General features: G+C 70.8%; 24 protein-coding genes. All 24 read left to right on the top strand.

The window, feature by feature from the left end; all coding sequences use genetic code 11:
* The first annotated feature begins 29 nt into the window (after positions 1–29).
* Complete coding sequence (gene rpmI, locus RWH44_RS00335; protein ID WP_013583375.1) at positions 30–224, top strand: 50S ribosomal protein L35; 195 nt, start codon at positions 30–32, stop codon at positions 222–224.
* A 29-nt stretch (positions 225–253) separates the two neighbouring features.
* Positions 254–637 (top strand): 50S ribosomal protein L20, encoded by a 384-nt coding sequence (gene rplT / locus RWH44_RS00330; RefSeq protein ID WP_298875239.1) that lies wholly within the window; start codon positions 254–256, stop codon positions 635–637.
* Between the two features lie 102 nt (positions 638–739).
* Positions 740–1,537, top strand: a complete 798-nt coding sequence (locus tag RWH44_RS00325) for a TrmH family RNA methyltransferase (protein ID WP_298875241.1) — start codon at positions 740–742, stop codon at positions 1,535–1,537.
* 97 nt (positions 1,538–1,634) lie between these two features.
* Positions 1,635–2,396, top strand: a complete 762-nt coding sequence (locus tag RWH44_RS00320; protein WP_437127250.1) for an amino acid ABC transporter ATP-binding protein — start codon at positions 1,635–1,637, stop codon at positions 2,394–2,396.
* Positions 2,397–2,528: 132 nt separating this feature from the next.
* A complete protein-coding gene (locus RWH44_RS00315; RefSeq protein ID WP_298875244.1) occupies positions 2,529–3,428 on the top strand; it encodes a glutamate ABC transporter substrate-binding protein in 900 nt (299 codons plus the stop codon).
* Between the two features lie 63 nt (positions 3,429–3,491).
* Positions 3,492–4,148 carry an amino acid ABC transporter permease gene (locus tag RWH44_RS00310; protein WP_298875247.1) on the top strand — a complete coding sequence of 219 codons (657 nt, stop codon included), beginning with the start codon at positions 3,492–3,494 and terminating at the stop codon, positions 4,146–4,148.
* On the top strand, positions 4,145–5,056 hold the full coding sequence (locus RWH44_RS00305; protein WP_298875250.1) for an amino acid ABC transporter permease: 912 nt from the start codon (positions 4,145–4,147) through the stop codon (positions 5,054–5,056). Before RWH44_RS00310 ends, RWH44_RS00305 begins: the two co-directional genes overlap by 4 nt.
* A gap of 50 nt (positions 5,057–5,106) precedes the next feature.
* Positions 5,107–6,147, top strand: a complete 1,041-nt coding sequence (gene pheS, locus RWH44_RS00300; protein WP_316003057.1) for a phenylalanine--tRNA ligase subunit alpha — start codon at positions 5,107–5,109, stop codon at positions 6,145–6,147.
* Entirely contained in the window at positions 6,147–8,657 is a 2,511-nt protein-coding gene (gene pheT / locus RWH44_RS00295) for a phenylalanine--tRNA ligase subunit beta (RefSeq protein WP_316003056.1), read from the top strand. The genes pheS and pheT overlap by 1 nt, the downstream gene beginning before the upstream one ends.
* A 476-nt stretch (positions 8,658–9,133) precedes the next feature.
* A complete protein-coding gene (argC, locus tag RWH44_RS00290; protein ID WP_316003055.1) occupies positions 9,134–10,183 on the top strand; it encodes an N-acetyl-gamma-glutamyl-phosphate reductase in 1,050 nt (349 codons plus the stop codon).
* Positions 10,180–11,337 carry a bifunctional glutamate N-acetyltransferase/amino-acid acetyltransferase ArgJ gene (gene argJ, locus RWH44_RS00285; protein ID WP_316003054.1) on the top strand — a complete coding sequence of 386 codons (1,158 nt, stop codon included), beginning with the start codon at positions 10,180–10,182 and terminating at the stop codon, positions 11,335–11,337. Before argC ends, argJ begins: the two co-directional genes overlap by 4 nt.
* On the top strand, positions 11,334–12,236 hold the full coding sequence (gene argB / locus RWH44_RS00280) for an acetylglutamate kinase (RefSeq protein WP_298875267.1): 903 nt from the start codon (positions 11,334–11,336) through the stop codon (positions 12,234–12,236). Before argJ ends, argB begins: the two co-directional genes overlap by 4 nt.
* An 89-nt stretch (positions 12,237–12,325) precedes the next feature.
* Positions 12,326–13,477 (top strand): acetylornithine transaminase, encoded by a 1,152-nt coding sequence (locus RWH44_RS00275; protein WP_316003608.1) that lies wholly within the window; start codon positions 12,326–12,328, stop codon positions 13,475–13,477.
* A complete protein-coding gene (gene argF / locus RWH44_RS00270) occupies positions 13,474–14,397 on the top strand; it encodes an ornithine carbamoyltransferase (protein WP_298875270.1) in 924 nt (307 codons plus the stop codon). Before RWH44_RS00275 ends, argF begins: the two co-directional genes overlap by 4 nt.
* Complete coding sequence (locus RWH44_RS00265; RefSeq protein ID WP_316003053.1) at positions 14,376–15,503, top strand: heparan-alpha-glucosaminide N-acetyltransferase domain-containing protein; 1,128 nt, start codon at positions 14,376–14,378, stop codon at positions 15,501–15,503. Before argF ends, RWH44_RS00265 begins: the two co-directional genes overlap by 22 nt.
* Before the next feature lie 67 nt (positions 15,504–15,570).
* Entirely contained in the window at positions 15,571–17,001 is a 1,431-nt protein-coding gene (gene argH, locus RWH44_RS00260; protein ID WP_316003052.1) for an argininosuccinate lyase, read from the top strand.
* Positions 17,002–17,052: 51 nt separating this feature from the next.
* The gene (locus RWH44_RS00255; RefSeq protein ID WP_298875279.1) at positions 17,053–17,700 is read left to right on the top strand and encodes a SatD family protein; all 648 of its coding nucleotides are present in this window, start codon (positions 17,053–17,055) and stop codon (positions 17,698–17,700) included.
* Positions 17,697–18,404: a hypothetical protein gene (locus RWH44_RS00250; protein WP_316003051.1), complete on the top strand. Its 708-nt coding sequence runs from the start codon at positions 17,697–17,699 to the stop codon at positions 18,402–18,404. Before RWH44_RS00255 ends, RWH44_RS00250 begins: the two co-directional genes overlap by 4 nt.
* Before the next feature lie 93 nt (positions 18,405–18,497).
* A complete protein-coding gene (gene tyrS, locus RWH44_RS00245; protein WP_316003050.1) occupies positions 18,498–19,811 on the top strand; it encodes a tyrosine--tRNA ligase in 1,314 nt (437 codons plus the stop codon).
* A 1-nt stretch (position 19,812) separates the two neighbouring features.
* Positions 19,813–20,613: a DUF4184 family protein gene (locus RWH44_RS00240; protein WP_316003049.1), complete on the top strand. Its 801-nt coding sequence runs from the start codon at positions 19,813–19,815 to the stop codon at positions 20,611–20,613.
* Between the two features lie 307 nt (positions 20,614–20,920).
* The gene (locus RWH44_RS00235; protein ID WP_298875289.1) at positions 20,921–21,823 is read left to right on the top strand and encodes a ParA family protein; all 903 of its coding nucleotides are present in this window, start codon (positions 20,921–20,923) and stop codon (positions 21,821–21,823) included.
* Positions 21,807–22,880, top strand: coding sequence for a segregation and condensation protein A (locus RWH44_RS00230; protein ID WP_316003048.1), 1,074 nt, complete (start codon positions 21,807–21,809; stop codon positions 22,878–22,880). Before RWH44_RS00235 ends, RWH44_RS00230 begins: the two co-directional genes overlap by 17 nt.
* A complete protein-coding gene (scpB, locus tag RWH44_RS00225; RefSeq protein ID WP_316003047.1) occupies positions 22,870–23,496 on the top strand; it encodes an SMC-Scp complex subunit ScpB in 627 nt (208 codons plus the stop codon). The genes RWH44_RS00230 and scpB overlap by 11 nt, the downstream gene beginning before the upstream one ends.
* Complete coding sequence (locus tag RWH44_RS00220) at positions 23,493–24,284, top strand: pseudouridine synthase (protein WP_316003046.1); 792 nt, start codon at positions 23,493–23,495, stop codon at positions 24,282–24,284. Before scpB ends, RWH44_RS00220 begins: the two co-directional genes overlap by 4 nt.
* Positions 24,285–24,334: the final 50 nt, after the last annotated feature.

Genomic DNA, 24,334 nt, shown 5'->3' with positions numbered 1-24,334 from the left:
CCGCCGGGAACACCAACGAAGGAAGACAGATGCCGAAGCAGAAGACCCACTCGGGTGCCAAGAAGCGCTTCAAGCTCACCGGTAGCGGCAAGCTCATGAAGCAGCAGGCCGGTATGCGCCACAACCTCGAAGGCAAGGCCTCGAAGCGCACCCGCCGCCTGAACCAGGAGCAGGTCCTGGCCAAGGGTGACTCGAAGGTCGCCAAGAAGCTCCTCGGTCTCTGAGCGCCGACGCACGTTAGGAAGAAACAGAAATGGCTAGAGTCAAGCGGGCAGTAAACGCCCACAAGAAGCGTCGCGTCATCCTCGAGCGCGCCTCCGGTTACCGCGGACAGCGTTCGCGCCTGTACCGCAAGGCCAAGGAGCAGGTCACCCACTCCCTGGTCTACGCGTACCGTGACCGTCGCAAGCGCAAGGGCGACTTCCGCCGCCTGTGGATCCAGCGCATCAACGCGGCGTCGCGTCAGAACGGCCTCACGTACAACCGCTTCATCCAGGGCCTCGGCCTCGCGGGTGTGCAGGTCGACCGTCGTATGCTCGCCGAGCTCGCGGTCAACGAGCCCGCCGTGTTCGCCTCGCTCGTGCAGACCGCCAAGGCTGCGCTGCCCAGCGACGTCAACGCTCCGAAGACCGTCTGAGACTCGTCTTCCCGAAACGGGCGTCCTCCTCGGAGGGCGCCCGTTTCGTCGTCCACGCGCGGCATCCCGGGCCTCATGCCGCCAGCGCCATACACTGGTCACGTGCTGGAGAACCCCCGTTCGCCGCGGGTGCGCGCCGTGGCCAAGCTCAGCAAACGCGCTGCCCGTCAGGAGACCGGTCTGTTCCTGCTCGAGGGACCGCAGGCCGCGCGAGAGGCGCTCGCCTACGCGCCCGAGACGGTGCTCGAGCTGTACGCGACGCCCACCGCCATGGAGAAGCACCCCGACGTGCGAGAAGCGGCGGAACGCGCCGACGTCGAGGTGCAGTACACGACCGAAGCGGTGCTGGATGCCATGGCCGACACGGTCACGCCCCAGGGCATCGTCGCGGTCGCCCGCCAGTCGCCCACGGCGTTGAAGGACGTGCTCGCGGCCGGCCCCCGCCTCGTCGCGATCTGCGAGGAGGTGCGCGATCCCGGCAACCTCGGCACGATCATCCGCGCCGCCGACGCCGCCGGCGCCGACGCCGTCATCCTCACCGGCCGCACCGTCGATCCCTACAACCCCAAGGTCGTCCGTTCCACGACGGGGTCGTTGTTCCACGTCCCGGTGGCCGTCGACCTCGAGCTCGCCGACGTCGTCGCCCGCATGCACGAGGCGGGGCTGCGCGTCGTCGCGGCCGATGTCGACGGCGATGACTTCCTGGCATCCCGCGACCGTCTCGCCGAGCCGACAGCGTGGCTGTTCGGCAACGAGGCGCGGGGTCTCGACGGCGACGCGCTGGCGCACGCCGACCTTGCCCTGCGCCTGCCGATCTACGGTCGCGCGGAGTCGTTGAACCTCGCGACCGCGGCCAGCGTCTGCCTGTACGAGACCGCGTTCGCCCAGCGGGCGCGCTGATCGAGGCGGCACCCCGCCGCGACCCCGGCTGTTACAGAACGGTTAAGGCGCGCTCAGGAATGTGGTCGCTTGCACAACATCCTCATAGGGTGAAGGCATGGCATCCGTTCCCCCGGCGAGTTCCGAGCCCCTGGTCGTCGTGTCCGATGTGCAGAAGCACTACGGCCAGTTCCAGGCCCTGAAAGACATCGACCTGACCGTCGACCGCGGCGAGGTCGTCGTGGTGATCGGCCCCTCGGGGTCGGGGAAGTCCACGCTCTGCCGCACCATCAACCGTCTCGAGACCATCACGAGCGGCTCGATCACCATCGACGGCAAGGAGCTTCCCAAAGAGGGGAAGGGCCTGGCCGAGCTGCGTGCCGACGTCGGCATGGTGTTCCAGTCGTTCAACCTCTTCGCGCACCTGACGATCCTCGAGAACGTCACCCTCGGGCCGATCAAGGTCCGCAAGCTCAAGAAGGCGGATGCCGAGAAGGAGGCGCGCTCTCTCCTGGACCGCGTGGGCGTCGGGCACCAGGCCGACAAGCTCCCGGCCCAGCTCTCGGGCGGCCAGCAGCAGCGTGTCGCGATCGCACGGGCCCTGGCCATGAAGCCGAAGGTCATGCTCTTCGACGAGCCGACCTCCGCCCTCGACCCCGAGATGATCAACGAGGTCCTCGACGTGATGGTCGGCCTCGCCGCAGACGGGATGACGATGATCGTCGTCACGCACGAGATGGGCTTCGCCCGGAAGGCCGCCAACCGCGTCGTCTTCATGGCCGACGGCCAGATCGTGGAGCAGGCGGCCCCGGAGCAGTTCTTCACCCACCCCGAGTCCGACCGGGCGAAGGACTTCCTCTCGAAGCTCATCACCCACTGACGCTCCTCTTCGACGGCGATGAACGAGGAGGTTCTCCCGCCGACCGCATCTCGACCGTTCCCCCCGGTCCTTCTCGCGCGCCGTCGTCATCGACCCTTATCCGCACAGCACACGTAACCAAGGAGACATCACATGCGTAAGACACGTTTTCTCGCCGGCGCGAGCATCGTCGCCGCCGGCCTGCTGGCCCTGACGGCCTGCAACAGCGGCACCCCCGGCGCCGCTCCCGCCGAGGGCGACGGCACCGACACCACGCAGCTGTGGGAGGTCGCCTCCGACGTCTCGCTCGACGGCAGCCCCACCTACGAGCGCATGGTCTCGGCCGACAAGGTCGTCGTCGGCGTCAAGGAAGACCAGCCCGGCCTGGGCTTCAAGGACCCGGTCAGCAACGAGCGCGGCGGTTTTGACGTCGAGATCGCTCAGTGGATCGCGGCGTCCCTCGGCTTCGACGCCGACAAGATCGAGTACAAGACGATCCCCTCGGCCAACCGCGAGCAGGAGCTCGTGAACGGCAACATCGACTACTACGTCGGCACCTACTCGATCACCGACAAGCGCAAGGAGTCGATCGACTTCGCCGGTCCCTACCTGATCACCGGTCAGGGCCTGCTCGTCGCCGCCGACAACGAGGACATCAGCGGTCCCGACGACCTCGCCGGCAAGATCGTCTGCTCGGTGACCGGCTCGACCCCGCTGCAGCGCATCCGCGACGAGTACTCCCCGGGCGACACCGTCGAGTACGACACCTACACGCAGTGCCTCGAGCAGCTGCGCGCCGGCTCGGTCGACGCGGTGACCACCGACCAGGCGATCCTCGCCGGGTACGTGGCGCAGGAGCCCGAGGCGTTCAAGATCGCCGGAGACACCTTCAGCGAGGAGCGCTACGGCGTCGGCCTGCCCAAGGGTGACACGGTCCTGAAGGACCACATCAACACCCTCTTCAACGACGGTGGCGACGTCTGGACGGCCCTGTTCGACAAGAACCTCGCTCCCTCCGGCATCAAGGGCGAGCAGCCCACCGCCGACGAGTGATCCGTTCGGGGGCGGTGCGATCGCGCCGCCCCCGAATCCCGTTCTCCGATCTAAGGACCACGCATGGGTGTCATCACCGACAACCTCGACATCTGGAGCCAGGCGCTCGTCGGCACGCTGGTGCTGTTCTTCGCCGGCGGAGCCCTCGCGCTGGTGCTGGGCATCATCGTCGGCGCGATGCGCGTCTCCCCGGTGCCCATCGCGCGCGGCGTGGGCACTTTCTACGTGAGCGTCATCCGCAACACCCCGCTGACCCTGGTGTTCTTCGCCTTCGTCTTCGCCCTGCCTCCGCTGCTGGGCCTGCGGCTCACCGGTGACGTCTCGCTGACCCTCGGCATCTGCGCGCTCGGCATCTACACCGCCACCTACGTCGCCGAGGCCATCCGCTCCGGCGTCAACACGGTCCCGGTGGGCCAGGCCGAAGCCGCTCGTGCTCTCGGCCTGGGTTTCGGGCAGGTGATGACGCTCGTGGTCCTGCCGCAGGCGTTCCGTTCGGTCATCCCGCCGATGATGAGCGTGCTGATCGCCCTGCTGAAGAACACCACCGTGGCCGCCGGCTTCTCGATCATCAACCTGGGCTCGGTGCGCAACTACCTCAGCGAGCGCGGTGAGAACGCGTTCATCGTCATCCTGTGGGTGATGGTCGTCTTCGTGGCGCTGGTGCTGCTGCTGTCGTGGCTGCAGCGAACGCTCGAGAACCGATGGAGGGTCGCACGATGAGCAGCGTCCTGTACGACGTCCCCGGCCCGAAGGCCATCATCCGCAACCGCATCCTCGGCGTCCTCACGGTCCTCGTCGTGCTGGCGATCCTGGGCTTCTTCGTCTGGCGTCTCGCCGACACCGGTCAGTTCACGGCCAAGAAGTGGTCGGCCTTCACCTACACCAACGTGTGGGTGCAGATCGGCGAGGCCACTCTCCGCACGATCGCCGCCTTCGTGGTGGCCGCCGTCGGGGCTCTCGCCCTCGGCTTCGTGCTCGCGATCGGGCGCCTCTCCGATCACGCCTGGGTGCGCTGGCCGTTCACGGCGGTCATCGAGGTGTTCCGCGCCATCCCGGTGCTGGTGTTCATGTTCCTGCTGTACTACGGCTTCCCCGTCATCGGCATCCGCATGGAGCCGTACTGGGCCGTCGTGATCGCCCTGGTCTGCTACAACGGCTCCGTGCTCGCGGAGGTCATCCGCGCCGGTGTCGAGTCGCTGCCCAGCGGTCAGGCCGAAGCCGGCTACGCGATCGGCCTGCGCAAGGCCGGGGTCATGCGCCTCGTGCTGCTGCCGCAGGCGATCCGGGCCATGATGCCGGTGATCATCGCGCAGCTCGTCGTCACGCTCAAAGACACCGCGCTCGGGTTCATCATTACCTACCCCGAGTTGCTGTTCTACGCCAAGTACATCGGCGCGCAGCCGACCGTCGGCTCGCCCATCATCCCCGCGACCATCGTGGTCGGTGCGATCTACATCGCGCTGTGCCTGCTGCTCTCGCTCGTGGCGACCGTCGTGGAGAAGCGCCTGCGCCGTTCGCCGCGCGGTGCCGTCGCGGGTCCGGTGCCGCCGCTGGCGCAGGGGACGACCGACACCTCGCTCATCGTGGCCCAGCGCGGGCTCGGCAAGCACGACGCGACCAGCATCTGAACGGCCGACGGGCGGGGGAGTGTCCCCGCCCGTCGGTAGACTCTCATCTCGTGTCCGACGCACCCGAGATCACCCCCGAGGCCGTCGCCTCCGCCGTGGATGCCGCCCTTGCGGCCATCGCGGCGGCCGCGACCACGGCCGACCTGAAAGCCGCCCGTTCCGCGCACACCGGGGAGCAATCCCCCCTCGCGCGCCTGAACGCCCAGATGCGCCACGTGGCCCCCGACCAGAAGGCCGCGGCCGGCAAGCTCGTCGGCCAGGCGCGCGGGCAGGTCAACCAGGCGCTCGCCGCCCGTGAGACCGAGCTGGCCGAGGCCGAGACGGCTGCGCAGCTCGAGGCCGAACGCATCGACGTCACGGCGCTGCCGCAGCGCGCGCGCGTCGGGGCGCGGCATCCGATCTCGCTGCTGCAAGAGCAGGTGTCCGACATCTTCGTCGGCATGGGATGGGAGATCGCCGAGGGGCCGGAGCTCGAGCACGAGTGGTTCAACTTCGACGCCCTGAACTTCGACGTCGACCACCCGGCCCGACAGATGCAGGACACCTTCTTCGTCGACCCGGTGGCCCGCCACCTCGTGCTGCGCACGCACACCAGCCCCGTGCAGGTGCGGTCGATGCTCGAGCGCGACCTGCCGATCTACGTGCTGTGCCCGGGTCGGGTGTACCGCACCGACGAGTTCGACGCGACGCACCTGCCGGTGTTCACGCAGTTCGAGGGGCTCGTCGTCGACAAGGGCATCACCATGGCCCACCTCAAGGGCACCCTCGACCACGCCGCGCGCGTGCTGTTCGGACCCGAGGCCAAGACGCGCTTCCGCGCCAACTTCTTCCCCTTCACCGAGCCGAGCGCCGAGCTCGACCTGTGGCATCCCACCTTCAAGGGCGGGGCGCGATGGATCGAGTGGGGCGGCTGCGGAATGGTGAACCCCAACGTCCTGCGCGCCGCGGGCATCGATCCCGAGGAGTACTCGGGCTTCGCCTTCGGCATGGGCATCGAGCGCACGCTCATGTTCCGCAGCGACGTGCAAGACATGCGCGACATGGCCGAGGGCGATGTGCGCTTCAGCGAGCAGTTCGGAATGGTGGTCTGATGCGCGTCCCGCTCTCCTGGTTGCGCGAGTACGTCGACGTGCCCGCCGAGGCCACGCCCGACGACGTCCTCGCGGCGCTCGTGTCGGTCGGCTTCGAAGAAGAAGACGTGCACCGCTTCGAGCTGTCTGGCCCGATCGTCGTCGGTCAGGTCGTCGAGTTCACCCCCGAGCCGCAGTCCAACGGCAAGACGATCCGCTGGTGCCAGGTCGACGTGGGCGAGGCGCACGGGGGCGTGCGCGGCATCGTGTGCGGCGCGGGCAACTTCTTCCCCGGCGACAAGGTCGTGGTGACCCTGCCCGGTTCGGTGCTGCCCGGTCCCTTCCCGATCGCGGCGCGCAAGACCTACGGCCACGTGTCCGACGGCATGATCGCCTCGGCCAAGGAGCTCGGCCTCGGCAGCGAGCACGGCGGCATCCTGCGTCTGGTCGACCTCGGGATCGATGCCCCGGTGGGCACGGATGCCATCGCGCTGCTCGGCCTCGACGACGTCGCCGTCGAGATCAACGTCACCCCCGACCGCGGCTACGCCCTGTCGCTGCGCGGGGTGGCGCGCGAGTACTCGCACGCGACGGGCGCGGCGTTCCGCGATCCCGGCACGGGCCACGACGCGGCCGTCTCGCGCACGCCCTCGGGCTTCCCGATCGCCGTCGACGACCGCGCGCCCATCCGCGGCCGCGCCGGGGCGAGCGAGTTCGTCGCGCGGATCGTGCGCGACGTCGATCCGTCACGCCCGACGCCGCCGTGGATGATCACGCGCCTGTCGCTGGCCGGCATCCGCTCGCTCGGTGTGCTCATCGACATCACCAACTACGTCATGCTCGAGCTCGGCCAGCCGATCCACGGCTACGACCTCGACCGCCTGCAGGGCGGCATCACCGTGCGCCGCGCGGAGCAGGGCGAGAAGCTCGAGACCCTCGACGGCCAAGTGCGCACCCTGAACGCCGAGGATCTGCTCATCACCGACGAGTCAGGGCCGATCGGTCTCGCCGGCGTCATGGGCGGCGGACCGACCGAGATGAGCGATGCGACGCGCAACGTCCTCATCGAGGCCGCGACCTTCGACCAGGTCACGATCGCGCGCACCGCGCGCCGCCACAAGCTGCCGTCGGAGGCGTCGCGCCGCTTCGAGCGCGGAGTCGACCCGCTGGTGCCGTACGTGGCGGCCGAGCGCGTGGCCTCGCTGATGGTGGAGCTCGCGGGCGGCACGCTCGACACCGATCTCGGCGGCTCCCTCGCCTCGACGCACCGCCGTGAGCCCCTCACCCTGCCCGCCGGATTCGTGTCGGGGCTGATCGGGGTGGACTACACCGACGACGAGACCGTCGCCGCTCTCCGGCTGATCGGATGCACCGTCGACGAGCGCGACGGCGGGTGGGTGGTGACGGCGCCGTCGTGGCGTCACGATCTGACCGACAAGTGGACGCTGGCCGAAGAGGTCGCCCGCATCGAGGGGTACGACCGCATCCCCTCCGTGCTCCCCACGCCCCCCTCGGGTCGGGGCCTCACCTCGGCGCAGCAGGGCCGCCGCCGCGTGGCGAACGCCCTGGCCGCGGCCGGGTTCGTCGAGACGCCGTCGTTCCCGTTCACCACCGAAGAGCAGAACGCGCTGCACGGCTCGCCCTCCGGAGACCCGCTGCCCAGCGTCAAGCTCGCGAATCCGCTCGACGGCCTCGCGCCGTTCCTGCGCCGCTCGCTGATCCCGGCGCTGCTGCAGGTGGCGCACCGCAACGTCTCGCGCGGCATCGTCGATCTGGCGCTCTTCGAAGCGGGGACGGTGTTCCTCCCGAAGCCCGGCGTGCAGTACGGCACGCCCTCGGTGCCGCCGCTCGCCGTGCGGCCCGACGCCGCCACCCTGGCCGCGCTCGACGCGTCGATCCCGCCGCAGCGCCGCCACGTCGCGATCCTGCTGACTGGGCACTCCGTCGCCAAGCAGCCCGGGCAGCCCGCCCTGGCCGCCGACCTCGCGGATGCCGTCGACGCGGTGCGCCTGCTCGCCGCGGCCGCGGGGCTCGACATCGAGCTCGTGCAGGCGCAGCGCGCCGCCCTGCACCCGGGCCGCACCGCCCGCGTTCTCGCCTCGGGGCAGGACGTCGGCTACGTCGGCGAGCTGCTGCCCGCGGTGTCGGCCGCGGCCGACCTGCCCGGACGCGTGCTCGTGGCCGAGCTCGACCTCGACGCGATGCTCGAGCTGGCGCAGTCGCGGGTGGTCGCGGCATCCCTGTCGGGATTCCCGGCGGCGACCCAGGACGTGTCGTTGACCGTTCCCCTCGACGTCGCGGCGGGAGAGGTGCGCGCCGCGCTCATCGAGGGGGGAGCGCCCCTGCTCGAGGGCGCCCGCCTCGTCGACGACTACCGCGGTCCCGGACTCGCCGAGGGCACGAAGAGCCTGACGTTCGCGCTGCGCTTCCGCGCCGCCGACCGCACGCTGACGGCGGCGGAGGCGACGGATGCCAAGCTCGCCGGCGTCGCGGTGGCCGCCGAGCGGTTCGGTGCGGCGATCCGCGACTGACGGCCGTTCTCCCTGGAGCGCCGCCCGGCTCACGCCGCGCGGCGCTCCGGTGCGTCCGGGCGAGGGGCCGATCGTTCCCCCGGTCGCGGACCGGGGAGGCGCAGGGCTGCCCTCATCGCCGGAAAGGGGGCAGTCGGAAGTGCCGGCGATGAGGGCAGGGTCACAGCATATCCCCCTTTTGTCCCCCATTTGGGGGACATGACAGATGCTGCCCGGTCGATGCCCCCGTCAGCACCGCCGGGCGGACCACAGAGTCCCCGATTTGCCCCGTCCGCCCCGCGGCGGATACCCTCGCCACATGTCGTCGACCGTCGCGCGCACCGAGGAGCTCTTCGTGAGCACCGGTGACGAGCGTCGACGTCGGGTCGCGCGCCGATTCTCGGCGACCTCGTAACCCGCCACCGGTCGGGCATACGGGCGTCGCCGCCCCGCTTCACGCTGCGTGCAGCATCAGCCCCGACTCGTAAGGTGGATACATGACCCTCTCGGTCGCCGTCTCCGGCGCTTCCGGCTACGCGGGTGGCGAGATCCTCCGCCTCCTCGCCGACCATCCCGACGTCGAGATCCGCACGGTCACCGCGCACTCCAGCGCCGGCCAGCGGCTCGTCGCCCATCAACCGCACCTGCGCTCGCTCGCGCATCTCGAGCTGCAGCCGACCACGCCCGACGTGCTCGCCGGTCACGACGTCGTCGTGCTCGCCCTGCCGCACGGGCAGTCCGCGCAGTACACCGACGCCCTCGCCGACACCCCGCTGGTCATCGACGCGGGGGCCGATCACCGCCTGACGTCGGCGGAGGACTGGGCGGCGTTCTACGGGGGAGACCACCCCGATCCGTGGGCCTACGGCGTGCCCGAGCTGCTCGTCGACGGCGTGAAGCAGCGCGAGCACCTCCGCGGGGCCACGCGGATCGCCGCCCCCGGCTGCAACGCGTCCACCGTCGCGCTCTCGCTCGCGCCGGGGGTGGCCGCGGGCGTGATCGATCCGGGCGACATCGTCTCGGTCCTCGCCGTGGGCCCGAGCGGCGCCGGGAAGTCCGCCAAGACGAACCTCCTCGCCAGCGAGATCCTCGGCACGGCGAATCCATATGCCGTCGGCGGTACACATCGTCACATCCCCGAGATCCGTCAGGCGCTGGCGGCAGCGGGCGCGCCGCGCGACGGCATCCGCCTGTCGTTCACCCCCGTGCTCGTGCCGATGGCGCGCGGCATCCTGGCCACCTCCTCCGCGCCGATCATCGAGGGCGCCACGGATGCCGAGATCCGCGCCGCGTGGGAGAGCGCCTACGCCGACGAGACCTTCGTCGAACTGCTGCCCGCGGGCGTGTTCCCGCGCACGGCCGATGTGCTCGGCGCCAACATCGCGTCGATGGGTCTCGCGATCGATCGCGCGGCGAACCGCGTGACCGTCGTGGCCGCGGTCGACAATCTCGTCAAGGGCACGGCGGGAGCCGCCGTGCAGTCCCTCAACATCGCGCTGGGCCTCGCCGAGACCACCGCCCTTCCCGTGAACGGAGTCGCCCCGTGAGTGTGACGGTCCCCTCTGGATTCGAAGCGGCGGGCGTCGCCGTCGGGCTCAAGTCCACCGGCGCGCGAGACGTCGCCGTCGTCGTGAACCGCGGTCCGCTCAAGGTGGGCGCGGCCGTGTTCACCTCCAACCGCGCGAAGGCCAACCCGATCCTGTGGTCGGAGCAGGTCGTGAAGGACGGCGTCGTCGAGGCGGTCGTGCTCAACTCCGGCGGGGCGAACTGCTTCACCGGATCGTTCGGGTTCCAGACCACGCACCAGACCGCGGAGCGCGCGGCGGAGCTGTTGGGCGTGGGGGCGGGCGACGTCGTCGTGTGTTCCACCGGCCTGATCGGCACGGGCGACGAGGTGTTCCGCGCCAAGGTGCTCGACGGCGTCGACAAGGGCGTCGCCGCGCTCTCGGCCGATGGCGGAGAGGACGCCTCGCTCGCCATCATGACCACCGACTCGAAGCCGAAGCGCGCCGCGCACCGCGGCGCGGGCTGGAGCATCGGCGGCATGGCGAAGGGCGCGGGGATGCTCGCCCCGGGTCTTGCGACCATGCTCGTCGTGCTGACCACCGACGTCGTGCTCGACGCCGCCGAGGCCGACGCGGCGCTGCGCGCGGCGACGCGCGTGAGCTTCGACCGCCTCGACTCCGACGGCTGCATGTCGACCAACGACCAGGTGACGCTGCTGTCGAGCGGGGCCAGCGGCATCCGGGTGGATGCCGAGGAGTTCGCCGCCGCTCTCGCCGAGGTGTGCGACGACCTCGCCGCCCAGCTGCAGGGCGACGCCGAGGGCGCGAGTCACGACATCACCATCCGGGTCGTCAACGCCGCGAACGAGGACGACGCCGTCGAGGTGGGCCGCTCGATCGCCCGCAACAACCTCTTCAAGGCCGCGATCTTCGGGAACGACCCGAACTGGGGCCGCGTGCTCGCCGCGATCGGCACGACCGACGCCGCCTTCGACCCCTACGACGTCGACGTGTGGATGAACGGGGTGCGCGTGTGCACGGCGGGCGGCCCCGACCGCCCCCGCGAAGACGTCGACCTCGCGCCGCGCGCCACCGACCTCGTCGTCGATCTCCGCGTCGGCGACGCCGCGGCGACGATCCGCACCAACGACCTCACGCACGATTACGTCCACGAGAACAGCGCCTACTCCTCATGACCCACGTCGACCTCCAAGACACCGATCCCGCCGAAGCCAGCGAGCGGGCGGTCACGCTCGTCGAATCGCTGCCGTGGGTCCGCAAGTACCGCGACCAGGTCGTGGTGGTGAAGTACGGCGGCAACGCCATGGTCAGCGACGAGCTGCAGAACGCGTTCGCCGCCGACATCGCGTACCTGCGCTACGTCGGGGTCAAGCCCGTCGTCGTGCACGGCGGCGGTCCGCAGATCTCGTCGATGCTCGACCGCCTCGACATCCCCAGCGAGTTCCGCGGCGGATACCGCGTGACCTCGACCGAGGCGATCGGGGTGGTGCGCATGGTGCTGACCGGTCAGATCAACCCGCAGCTGGTCGCGAAGGTCAACGCGCACGGACCGCTCGCGACGGGCCTGAGCGGAGAGGACGCCGGCTTGTTCGGCGGACGCCGGCGCGGCGTCGTGGTCGACGGCGTCGAGCACGACCTCGGGCGTGTGGGCGACGTCGTCACCGTCGACCCGCAGCCGGTGCTCGACCACCTCGCCGCCGGACGCGTGCCGATCGTCTCGAGCATCGCTCCCGACCTCGACCACCCCGGATCGTCGCTGAACGTCAACGCGGATGCCGCGGCGGCGGCCCTGGCGATCGCGCTCAACGCGAAGAAGCTCGTCGTGCTGACCGATGTGCCGGGTCTGTACGCCGACTGGCCCAACCGCGACTCGCTGGTGTCGCACCTGACCTCGACGGAGCTGCGCGCGATGGTGCCGAAGCTCGAGTCGGGGATGATCCCGAAGATGCAGGCGTGCCTCGACGCGGTCGACGGGGGAGTGCCCACCGCCGCCATCATCGACGGGCGTGTCCCGCACTCGGTGCTCGTCGAACTCTTCACCAACAAAGGAATCGGAACGGAGGTGGTCGCGTGAACGCGGACACGACTCAGGAACCCGCGACGCCCCGCGCCGCCTGGCAGGACGACGCCGGGCGCGACCTCGTGCGCAGCTTCGGCGACCGCATGGCGCTGTTCGTGCGCGGTGAAGGCGCGTACGTGTGGGACGGCGACGGCAAGAAGTACCTCGATTTCCTCGCCGGGATCGCCGTGAACGCCCTGGGTCACGCCCACCCGGTGTTCGTCGAGGCGATCACCGCGCAGGCCTCGACCCTGTCGCACGTCTCCAACTACTTCGCCACGCCGCCCCAGCTGGCCATGGCCGCGCGGCTCAAGCGCCTCGCCGGCACGGGGGAGTCGGGCCGGGTGTACTTCGGCAACTCCGGAGCCGAAGCCAACGAGGCAGCCCTCAAGCTCGCTCGTCTGCACGGCCGCGGCACCGACCGCACGCGGATCCTGACCCTCAAGGGCGGCTTCCACGGGCGCACGATGGGTGCGCTGGCGCTCACCGGCAAGCCCGCGCTGCAGGCCGACTTCCTGCCGATGGTTCCCGGCGTCGAGCACATCGACGCGACGGTGGAGGCCCTCGAGGCCGCGATGGACGACCGCGTCGCCGCCCTCCTCGTCGAGCCCATCCAGGGCGAGGCGGGTGTCGTCGAGCTGCCCGAGGGGTACCTCCAGGCGGCGCGGGAGATCACCGAGCGCCACGGCGCCCTGCTCATCGTCGACGAGATCCAGACCGGCGCGGGTCGCACCGGTGCCTGGTTCGGCTTCCAGCACTCCGGAATCGTCCCCGACGCCATCACGGTGGCCAAGGGCATCGGCGGCGGCTTCCCGATCGGGGCGCTGATCACCTTCGGCGCCGCCAGCGAGCTCTTCTTCCCGGGCACCCACGGGTCGACCTTCGGCGGCAACGCCCTGGGCACCGCCGTCGGGGGAGCCGTGCTGCAGGAGATCGAATCGGCCGGTCTGGTCGACAACGCCGCTCGGCGCGAGACGCAGCTGCGCGAGGGCATCGCCGCGCTCGGCTCGCCGCTCGTCGCCGGCGTGCGCGGAAAGGGTCTCCTCCTCGGGATCGGCCTCACCAGCCCCGTCGCCAAGGCCGTCGTGGCCGCCGCCCAGCAGCACGGGCTCGTGGTGAACGCCGCGAACGACGACACGATCCGCATCGCGCCGCCACTGACGATCGGGGATGCCGAGGTCGCCGAGTTCCTCGACCTCTTCGCCGCCGCGCTCGCCACCGTGGACGACGCCCTCATCGTAGGAGTACCCGCATGACCCGCCACCTGCTGCGCGACGACGACCTCACTCCGGCCGAGCAGGCCGAGATCCTCGACCTCGCGATCGAGCTGAAGAAGGACCGCTGGGCGCAGAAGCCGCTCGAGGGTCCGCAAACGGTCGCCGTCATCTTCGACAAGTCCTCCACGCGCACCCGCGTGTCGTTCGCGGTCGGAATCGCCGACCTGGGCGGCTCGCCGCTGATCATCTCGACCGCCAACAGTCAGCTCGGCGGCAAGGAGACCCCCTCCGACACCGCTCGCGTGCTCGAACGTCAGGTCGCCGCGATCGTGTGGCGCACGTACGCGCAGGCGGGCCTGGAGGAGATGGCGCGCGGAACCCGCGTGCCGGTCGTCAACGCCCTCAGCGACGACTTCCACCCCTGTCAGCTGCTCGCCGACCTGCTCACCATCCGAGAGCACAAGGGCGAGCTGAAGGGTCTCACCCTGTCGTTCTTCGGAGACGGTCGGAGCAACATGGCGCACTCCTACGTGCTCGCCGGCGTCACCGCGGGGATGCACGTGCGCGTCGCCGCTCCCGAGGACTACGCCCCCCGCGCCGATGTGATCGCGGATGCCGAGCGCATCGCCGCCGAGACCGGCGGATCGGTGACGCTGCTCACCGACCCCGAGGCCGCGGCATCCGGGGCCGACGTCGTCGTCACCGACACGTGGGTGTCGATGGGCAAGGAGGAGGAGAAGATCGCGCGCATCCGCGACCTCGGCGGCTTCAAGGTCACGAGCGAGCTCATGACCCGTGCCGACGCCGACGCGATCTTCATCCACTGCCTGCCCGCCGACCGCGGCTACGAGGTCGACGCCGAGGTCATCGACGGCCCGCAGAGCGTCGTGTGGGACGAGGCCGAGAACCGTCTCCACGCCCAGAAGGCGTTGCTGGTGTGGCTTCTGCGCCAGGACTGACCTCGCGTTCCAGCCGGCTCTGGACCCGTTTCGACGGGCCGGGCCGGCTGGCCGGCGTGGACCTGGCCCGCGGACTCGCGGTGCTGGGCATGCTGGCCGCGCACCTGCTCGACACCGAGCGGGTGCTCACCCCCGACCCCGCGTCGTGGATCACCCTGGTCAACGGCCGGTCATCGATCCTCTTCGCGGTGCTCGCGGGGGTGTCGATCGCCCTGGTCACCGGTGGGACGCGTCCTCTGCCTCCCTCGCGTCGCCCCCGCGCGTCCGCGCGCCTGGCGATGCGCGGGGCGATGCTGTGGGTCATCGGACTGCTCCTGGTCATGACCGGCGTGCCCGTCTACGTCATCCTTCCCGCGTACGCGCTGCTGTTCGTGCTCGCGCTGCCGTTCCTCGGCATGCGATCGCGCGGGCTGTTCACGGCGGCCGCGGTCTTCGCCCTGGTCATGCCGTGGGTGCAGCCCGTCCTCGACGCGGCGCCGATCTGGGCGGGACCCGGCGGCGACGAGCTCGCGGCGCTGGTGGGGTGGAACTACCCGTTCACGACCTGGATCGCCTTCCTGCTGGCGGGCATGGGGGTGGGACGCCTCGATCTGCGGGCGCTGCCCCACCAAGGCCTGCTCGTCACCGCGGGCGGGGCCCTCGCGCTCGCCGGGTACGGCGCGGCACTGCTCACGGCCCCCGCGGTGCAGGGCAGCGCCTACCTCTCGACCGTTCTGACCGCCGAGGACCATTCGGCGGGATTGTGGGAGGTCATCGGCTCGGGCGGGTTCGCGATCGCGGTCATCGGCGCGTGTCTGCTGCTGTGCCGCACGCCGCTGCGGTGGGTGGCGGTGCCGCTGCGCGCCGTGGGATCGATGCCGCTCACCGCGTACGTGCTCCAGCTGGTGGTGTGGGCGATCGTCGCTCTCGCGCTCCTGGGCGACACGTCGGATCTGTACGGCATCCGCGAGGTGGGGCTGTTCGCGCCGCTCGTGGCGGGTCTCGTGGTCTTCTGCACGGTCTGGGTGCTCGTGATCGGGCGGGGGCCGCTCGAGACCCTCATCGACCGGGTCGTTCGGGCGGTCGTCGGCCGGGATGCCGAGAGCCCGGCGGCGCAGCCGCGCTGAGCCCTCGGCGCCGTCGCGACGGCGGCTCGGCTCGGGGGATGTCGGCCGCCCTCGGTAGGCTGGGGGGATGAGCAGCGAGACCGGCCAGGCGACGAACGAGGGGGCCCTGTGGGGCGCCCGTTTCTCGGGCGGACCGTCTCCCGAACTCGCGGCGCTGAGCCGCTCCACCCACTTCGACTGGGACCTCGCCCTCTACGACATCCAGGGGTCGCACGCCCACACCGCGGCCCTCGAAGCGGCGGGGTACCTCGACGCCGACGAGGCGCGGGCGATGCACGAGGGCCTCGACGCCCTCGCCGCACGCGTGAAAGACGGTTCTCTCGTGGCATCGCCCGGTGACGAAGACGTGCATGGCGCGCTCGAGCGGGTGCTCATCGAGACCGTCGGACCCGCCCTGGGCGGCAAGCTGCGCGCCGGTCGCAGTCGCAACGACCAGATCGCCACCCTCGTGCGGCTCTACCTGCTCGACCACTCCCGCACCCTGACCCGCGAGCTGCTGCGCCTCATCGACGCCCTCGTCGCGCAGGCCGAGGCCAACGACTCGGCGATCATGCCCGGACGAACGCACCTGCAGCACGCTCAGCCCGTGCTTCTCGCCCACCACCTGCAGGCCTACGGCTGGGCCTTCGTGCGCGGCATCGAGCGCCTGCGCGACTGGTCGGTGCGCGCGTCGGTCTCTCCCTACGGCGGAGGGGCGCTCGCCGGAGCGACCCTGGGCCTCGACCCGCAGCTCGTCGCGGATCGCCTGGGTCTCGCGCGCCCGTCGGAGAATTCGCTCGACGGCACCGCATCGCGTGACGTCGTGGCCGAGTTCGCGTTCATCACCGCGATGATCGGCGTCGACCTCTCGCGCCTGTCGGAAGACGTCATCCTGTGGAACACGCGGGAGTTCGGCTTCGTCACGCTCGACGACGCGTACTCGACCGGGTCGAGCATCATGCCGCAGAAGAAGAACCCCGACATCGCCGAGCTCGCGCGCGGCAAGGCGGGGCGCCTCATCGGCAACCTGTCGGGCCTGCTCGCGACCCTGAAGGGCCTCCCGCTGGCCTACAACCGCGACCTGCAGGAAGACAAGGAGCCCGTCTTCGACTCGGTGCGCACCCTCGAGCTCGTGCTCCCCGCGTTCTCGGGCATGATCGCGACGCTGCGTTTCCACGCCGACCGCATGGCCGAGCTCGCCCCGCAGGGGTTCTCGCTCGCGACCGATGTCGCCGAATGGCTGGTGCGTCAGGGCGTGGCCTTCCGCGACGCCCACGAGATCTCGGGCGCTCTCGTCCGCGCGTGCGAGGAGCGCGAGATCGGCCTCGAAGACGCCGATGACGCACTGCTGGCCTCGGTGTCCCCGGCCCTGACTCCGGCCGTACGCGAGGTGCTGACGATCGAGGGGTCGGTGGCCAGCCGGACCGGCGTCGGCGGCACCTCTCCGGTTCGTGTGAGTGAGCAACGCGAAGAGCTGGTCACCCGTGCGCAGGCGGCCGCCCGTTCCCTCGTGGCGTGATTATCAGTCTTTCGCTTATCAAACGGGGTTTATAAGCGTTAGGCTTATCGCATGAGCGTCGCCGTCATAGCCGATATCGTCGCCTCGCGGCGCCTGCCCGACCGCGCCGGAGCGCAGCGCGCCATCGCCGACGCCGTCGCGGGGGTCGAGAATGCGCTGCCGGTCGCGACGGCGCCGCTCACGGCGGTGGTCGGCGACGAGCTGCAGGGGGAGTACCCGTCGTTGTCGACGGCCCTCGCATCGCTCCTCCTGCTGCGCCTCGCCCTGCCCGAGGGCGTCGACTGCCGTTTCGGGGTCGGCGTCGGCGAGGTGCGCCCGATCGCGCTCGAGGGGCGGGAGCTGCCCGAGGGGCCGGCCTGGTGGGCGGCCCGGGCCGCGATCGAACAGGTCGAGCGCCTCCAGCAGCGCGCCGCGCCGCTCGCGCGCACGTGGATCGAGCTGGCGGAGGGAGAGGATGCCGCCATGACCGAGACCATCGCCCTGGCCACCGCCTACGCCTTGAGTCGTGATCAGTCCGTCTCCGCGATGAGCGAGCGCGCCCGCCGCCTCACCTTCGGGCGTTGTCTCGGCCGGTCGCAGCGCGAGCTCGCCGAGCAGGAGGGCATCAGCCAATCCGCGGTGTCGCAGGCGCTCGCCTCGGCCGGTTCGGCCGCGATCGTCGAGGGGTACGACGTGCTGGTCGCGGGGGTGCGCGCGTGATCGCCGCGGGACTCCTGCTGCTCGCGGTGGGCGGGGTCGATCTGCTGCGGCAGATGATCCGTTCCCGCCGGTGGATCGCGTTCGCCGTCGCCGCCGTGCTGCTCATCGTCGTCTCGGCCGGTCTCGACGCCGTGATCGCCGGGGTGCTGGCGGTCGCGGTCGCTGCGATCTGGACCCGGGTGATCCCCGAGCAGGGACCGGCGCGCGCGGGTCTCTGGCCGGTGGCGTTGCTGGCGCTGGCGGCTGCCGCGTGCGTGGTGATCGCCCCCGGCCGCGCGCGCCCGGGACTCATCGGCGCGGCCTGGGCCGCCTACCGACCCGGCGACGCGGTCTCGATCGACGTGGTGCTGCTGGTGGTGGGCTGCCTCGTCTTCCTGCTCGAGTCGGGCAACGCCGTCGTGCGCATCGCCCTGCGTTCGGAGATGGGCGGGGCGCCCGGTGACGAGGAGTCCGCGCCCACCCTCAAGGGCGGGCGGCTCATCGGCCCTCTCGAGCGCATCCTCGTGTTCGTGCTCACCCTGGCCGGCGCCTACACCCTGCTGGCCGCCGTGCTCGCGGCGAAGGGCATCGTGCGATTCCCCGAGATCTCGCGTGATCGCGACGACGGCGACCGGGCCGAGTACTTCCTCATCGGCAGCCTGGTCAGCTGGGTGACCTCGCTCGCCGCGGCCTTCCTCGTCTGGTGGGGCGTGAACGCGGGCTGAGCAGTTCCTCGCGCGGATGACGGACCGCGGTGTGGTGAGGACGTGCCACCCCCGGCATCCGGAGGCTCTCGAGCCCGCTGGTAGCCTGAACCGGTGTCTGCCTCCACCGATGCGGCGCCCGTGAGCGCCCTCGCACCCGCCAACGACCCGACCTTCGACAACGTCTGGGACGAGCTGGTCTATCGCGGGCTGGTGCACGTGTCGACCGACCAGGGCGAGCTCCGCGAGCTGCTCGGCGGAGATCCGATCACGTTCTACTGCGGGTTCGACCCGACCGCGCCGAGCCTGCACCTGGGCAACCTCGTGCAGCTGCTCACCATGCGCCGTCTCCAGCTGGCCGGTCACCGTCCGCTCGGACTCGTCGGCGGGTCGACCGGGCTCGTGGGCGACCCGCGCCCCACGGCCGAGCGCACGCTCAACACGCGCGAGACCGTCGAGGAGTGGGTCGGAAAGCTCCGCGCCCAGGTGGAGCGCTTCCTGAGCTTCGAGGGCGACAGCGCCGCGCGCATCGTCAACAACCTCGACTGGACCGCCCCCCTCAGCGCGATCGACTTCCTGCGGGAGATCGGCAAGCACTTCCGGGTCGGAGCGATGCTGAAGAAGGATGCCGTGAGCGCGCGCCTGAACTCCGAGGCGGGCATCAGCTACACCGAATTCAGCTACCAGATCCTTCAGGGCCTGGACTACCTCGAACTGCACCGCCAGTACGGCTGCGTGCTGCAGACCGGCGGCAGCGACCAGTGGGGCAACCTCACCAGCGGCACCGACCTCGTGCGCAAGGTCGAGGGCGCGTCGGTGCACGCGATCGGCACGCCGCTGATCACCAACAGCGACGGCACGAAGTTCGGCAAGAGCGAGGGCAACGCGATCTGGCTGGATGCCGAGATGTGCAGCCCGTGGGTCATGTACCAGTTCTGGCTCAACACCGACGACCGCGACGTCGTCGAGCGTCTCAAGGTGTTCACGTTCCTCTCTCGCGCCGAGATCGAGGAGTACGCCCGGCTGGTCGAGGACGAGCCCTTCCGCCGTGCCGCGCAGAAGCGTCTGGCCCGCGAGGTCGTCACGACCGTCCACGGCGCCGAGACGACCGAGAACGTGATCGCCGCGACCGAGGCCCTGTTCGGCCAGGGCGACCTGACCGGACTGGATGCCACGGTGCTGCGCACGGCGCTGCAGGAGCTTCCGCACGCCACCCTCGCCCCCGGCTCCTCGGTCGTCGAAGCGCTCACGGCCACCGGCCTGTCGTCGAGCCTCAGCGACGCGCGCCGTGCGATCGCGCAGGGCGGCGTCTCTCTCGACGGTGTCAAGGTCGCCGCCGACGACGCGATCGTCGAGGGGACCCTCCCCGGCGGGGTCTCGGTGCTGCGCCGCGGCAAGAAGACCCTCGCCGGCCTGTTCCTGAGCTGACGTGCCGTTCACGCCGAGCCACGCCGTCGTCGCGCTTCCGTTCCTGCGCACGCGGCTGGTTCCGGCGGCGATCGCGATCGGGTCGATGACCCCCGACCTGCCGCTGTTCCTGCGCGGGATGGTCCCCGACTACGGCATGACGCACGATCCCGCGTGGTTGCCGCTCACGGTGGTCGTGGCGTTCGTGCTGCTGCTCGTGTGGCGGTGCGTGCTGCGCCCCGCGACGCGCGAGCTGGTGCCGCGCTGCATCGCACGGCGCCTTCCCGCGGGGTGGGATGCCGGAGCCCGCGCCGCGGCGCGCGAGAGCGTGAGCGGGGGAGTCGTCGGCATCCTGTGGCTCGTGCTGTCGCTCGCGCTCGGGGTGGCGTCTCATATCGCGTGGGACTTCTTCACGCACGAGGGGCGAGCGGGCGACGCGCTGTTCCCGGCGCTGGAGCAGCCGTGGGGGCCCCTGCCGGGCGTGAAGTGGCTGCAGTACGGCTCGGGTGTCCTGGGACTGGCCGGACTCGCGGTGTTCGGGGTGTGGTGGCTGTCGCGGCAGCGGCCGCAGCCGGTGGACCGGGTTGTTCCGGATGCCGTGCGCGTGGCGTGGTGGCTCTCGCTCCCTCTGGCGCTGGTCGTGGCATCCCTCGTCGCCATCGTGATCGCGGGAGGCTTCGACGCCGACTACACCCCGACCCACCTGATCTACGGCGTGCTGGTGAAGGTCGCCGCGGCGTGGGGTGCGGTGACGCTGGCTCTCGCGGTTCTCGTGCAGCTGCGGCGCGCGCGCAGAGTCGGCGACGCGCGCAAAGCCCGCTGAAGGTCGCCGTCTCGGGCTGAGGTCGTGCGCATCGCGGCGTTTGTCGCGGCGGGTTCGGGAGTGTGAGCCGGTGGTCTGACGCGTGTGCGAAGTCGGTCATGTGCGCAAAGTCAGCCGGTGCGGGTCGTTTCGGGCTGAGGTCGTGCGCATCGCGGAGGTTGTGCGCACGCCGGTCGCGCGTCCGCGCCCCGTCCGACGGACCAGAACGCCGGGGGCCGGCGTTCGGGTGCGCACGGGAGGCGGACCTCGCCCGCACCCGCGGGTCACGCAGGCCGCGGAGCGGGCGGCGGCTAGACTCGGGGACGTTATGACGAAGGCGGGAGACTCGGTGTCGGCGAGCACGAAGGGCACGAAGACGGGCGTGGACGAGGTCATCCTCGGGCCCACCGGACGCCCCTACCAGGGGTTCCCCACCCCGAAGCCGCTCGACGGTCACGGTCCCGCCCGCATCATCGCCCTGTGCAACCAGAAGGGCGGCGTCGGCAAGACCACGACGACCATCAACCTGGCCGCCTCGCTCGCCAAGTACGGTCGGCGCGTGCTCGCGATCGACTTCGACCCGCAGGGCGCGCTGTCGGCGGGTCTCGGCATCCAGACGCACGACGTGGCGACGATCTACGACCTGCTGCTCGACACCAAGCGCGACCCGCACGAGATCATCGTGCACACGCGCGTCGAGGGCCTCGACATCATCCCGGCCAACATCGACCTGTCGGCGGCCGAGGTGCACCTGGTCAACGAGGTCGCGCGCGAGACGATCCTGGCGCGCGTGCTGCGCAAGGTCGCCGCCGACTACGACGTCATCCTCGTCGACTGCCAGCCCTCGCTGGGCCTGCTCACCGTGAACGCGCTCACCGCCGCGCACGGCGTGCTCATCCCGCTCGAGTGCGAATTCTTCGCCCTGCGCGGTGTGGCGCTGCTCGTCGAGACGATCGACAAGGTGCGCGACCGCCTCAACCCGGCAATCGAGCTCGACGGGGTGCTCGCCACGATGTACGACCCGCGCACGCTCCACTCGCGCGAAGTGCTCGAGCGCGTGGTCGAGGCGTTCGGCGACGACGTGCTCGAGACGGTGATCGGCCGCACGGTGAAGTTCCCCGACGCCTCGGTGTCGGGTATGCCCATCACGGAGTTCGCCCCCGAGCACGCCGCCGCACAGGCCTACCTGCGGCTCGCGCGGGAGCTGGTCGCCCGTGGCGCCGTCGCCTGACGACACCCTCGCCGACCCCGCCGGGTCCGGTGGCTTCGACGGGCTCAGCCACCTCTCCGCGCGAGGCTCCCTCGCGACGCAGGTCCCTGAGCCCGCGACGCAGGTCCCTGAGCCCGCCGCGCAGGTCCCTGAGCTCGCAACGCAGGTCCCTGAGCTTGTCGAAGGGACCGGGACCGATGCGTCCGGTGGCTTCGACAGGCTCAGCCACCTGGGGTCCGAGGTCCCCGAGCTCGCAACGCAGGTCCCTGAGCTTGTCGAAGGGACCGGCACGGACGGACCCCGCTTCCGCGTCTCGCTCCCCGACTTCGACGGCCCCTTCGACCTGCTCCTCACGCTCATCTCGCGCGCCGAGCTCGACGTGACCGAGGTGGCGCTGAGCCGCGTGACCGACGAGTTCATCGCCTACCTGCGCGCCCTCGGGCCCGACGCCGATCTCGACGAGGCCTCGGAGTTCCTCGTGGTCGCCGCGACCCTGCTCGACATGAAGATCGCCGGACTCCTCCCGCAGGGCGAACTGGTGGATGCCGAGTCGGTGGCGCTGCTGGAAGCTCGCGACCTGCTCTTCGCGCGCTTGCTGCAGTATCGCGCGTTCAAGGAGGTGTCCGCGTGGTTCGCCCGCTGCCTGCAGCGCGAGGACAAGCGTCACACGCGTGCCGTGCGCCTCGACGAGAAGTACCGCAGCGCCGTGCCCGAACTGAAGTGGACGCTCAGCGTGGAGGATTTCGCGGCGCTCGCCGTCGTGGCCATGGCCCCGAAGCAGGTCCCGACCGTGGGCCTCGATCACCTGCACGCGCCGCTCGTCAGCATCCGCGAGCAGGCCGCGATCGTGGTCACGCTCCTGCGGTCGGCGGGGACGCTGAACTTCCGCGACCTCGTCGCCGGGGTCACCGAGACGGGGGTCGTCGTCGCGCGGTTCCTGTCGATCCTCGAGCTCTACCGCCATGCCGCCCTCTCGTTCGAGCAGCTCGAGCCGCTGGGGGAGCTGACCCTGCGCTGGACCGCCGAACGGTGGTCCGAAGAGAACCTCGCCGCCCTCGGAGCCGACTATGACCGTTGACCCCTCGCCGCCCGCCGCCGCCACGGAGGCGCCGACACCCGCGCCCCGCGCCGTCGACCCGGCATCCGTCGCCCGCCGCCTCGAGGCGATCCTGCTCGTGCTCGAAGAACCCCAGAGCCTCGTGAGCCTGGCCGCCGCGGTCGCCGCCCCGGTGCCGGCCGTGCGTCAGGCGGTCGAGGCTCTCGTCGCCGACTACGACGGCGAGAGCGGGGGCCCCCGCCGCGGTTTCGAGCTGCGCGAGGTCGGGGGAGGGTGGCGTCTGTACGTCCGCGAGGAGTACGACGACGTCGTGGGCGAGTTCGTCAACACGCAGGCTCCCTCGCGGCTGTCGCAGGCCGCGCTCGAGACCCTGGCCGTGATCGCGTACAAGCAGCCCGTGACGCGCGGGCAGGTGGCATCCATCCGTGCCGTGAACGTCGACTCGGTGGTGCGAACCCTCCTGGCGAGGGGTCTCATCACCGAGGTGTTCACCGACCCCGACACGGGGGCCATCCACTACGGAACGACCGACCAGCTGCTGGTCAACCTCGGCATCAACTCGCTCGACGAGCTGCCGCACATCTCGCCGTTGCTCGACGACGGCGCAGACGGATTCGACGGAGAGGTACTGAAATGAGCGACGGTTCGACAGGCTCGGCCACCGGGGGCGAAGAGGGCGTACGCCTGCAGAAGGTGCTCGCCAACGCGGGCGTGGCCTCGCGGCGCGTGGCCGAGCAGATGATCGTCGAGGGACGCGTGCGGGTGAACGGCGAGACCGTGACCGAGCTCGGGTCGCGGATCCACCCCGACACCGACCTGGTCGACGTCGACGGGACGGCGATCCAGCTGGATGCGTCCAAGCGGTACGTCATCCTGAACAAGCCGACCGGGGTGGTCAGCTCGATGAGCGACGACCGCGGTCGCCCCGACCTGCGTCGCTTCACCGCCGACTGGGACGAGCGCCTGTTCAACGTGGGCCGCCTGGACGCCGACACGAGCGGACTGCTCGTGCTGACCAACGACGGCGACCTCGCCCACGTGCTCGCCCACCCGTCGTTCGGGGTGACGAAGGTCTACATCGCCAAGGTCGACGGGCAGGTGCTGCCGCAGACGATCCAGCGTCTGATCAAGGGCGTCGAGCTCGAAGACGGACGCATCGCGGCCGACAAGGCGCGGCTGCTGGACTCCTCGCGGGGCGAGAGCCTCGTGGAGCTCACCCTGCACTCGGGGAAGAACCGCATCGTGCGCCGCATGATGGCCGAGGTGGGTCACCCGGTGGTCGAGCTCGTGCGTCGGCAGTTCGGACCGCTGCACCTGGGAACACTCCCGGTGGGCAAGGCGCGCGAGTTGACTACAGTAGAACGCGGCGCTCTTCTCACGCTGTCCCGGAAAGACGGCGATCCTTCGGCCGATCCGGCGGAGTGAGCCTCCGGGCGCCCGCGGCGCGGGAAGCGTCGCCCAGGGCAGCAGGAGAC

Source organism: Microbacterium phycohabitans (genome assembly GCF_032464935.1).
Classification (GTDB): Bacteria; Actinomycetota; Actinomycetes; order Actinomycetales; family Microbacteriaceae; genus Microbacterium; species Microbacterium phycohabitans.
This window is presented reverse-complemented; position numbering and strand designations above follow the sequence as displayed.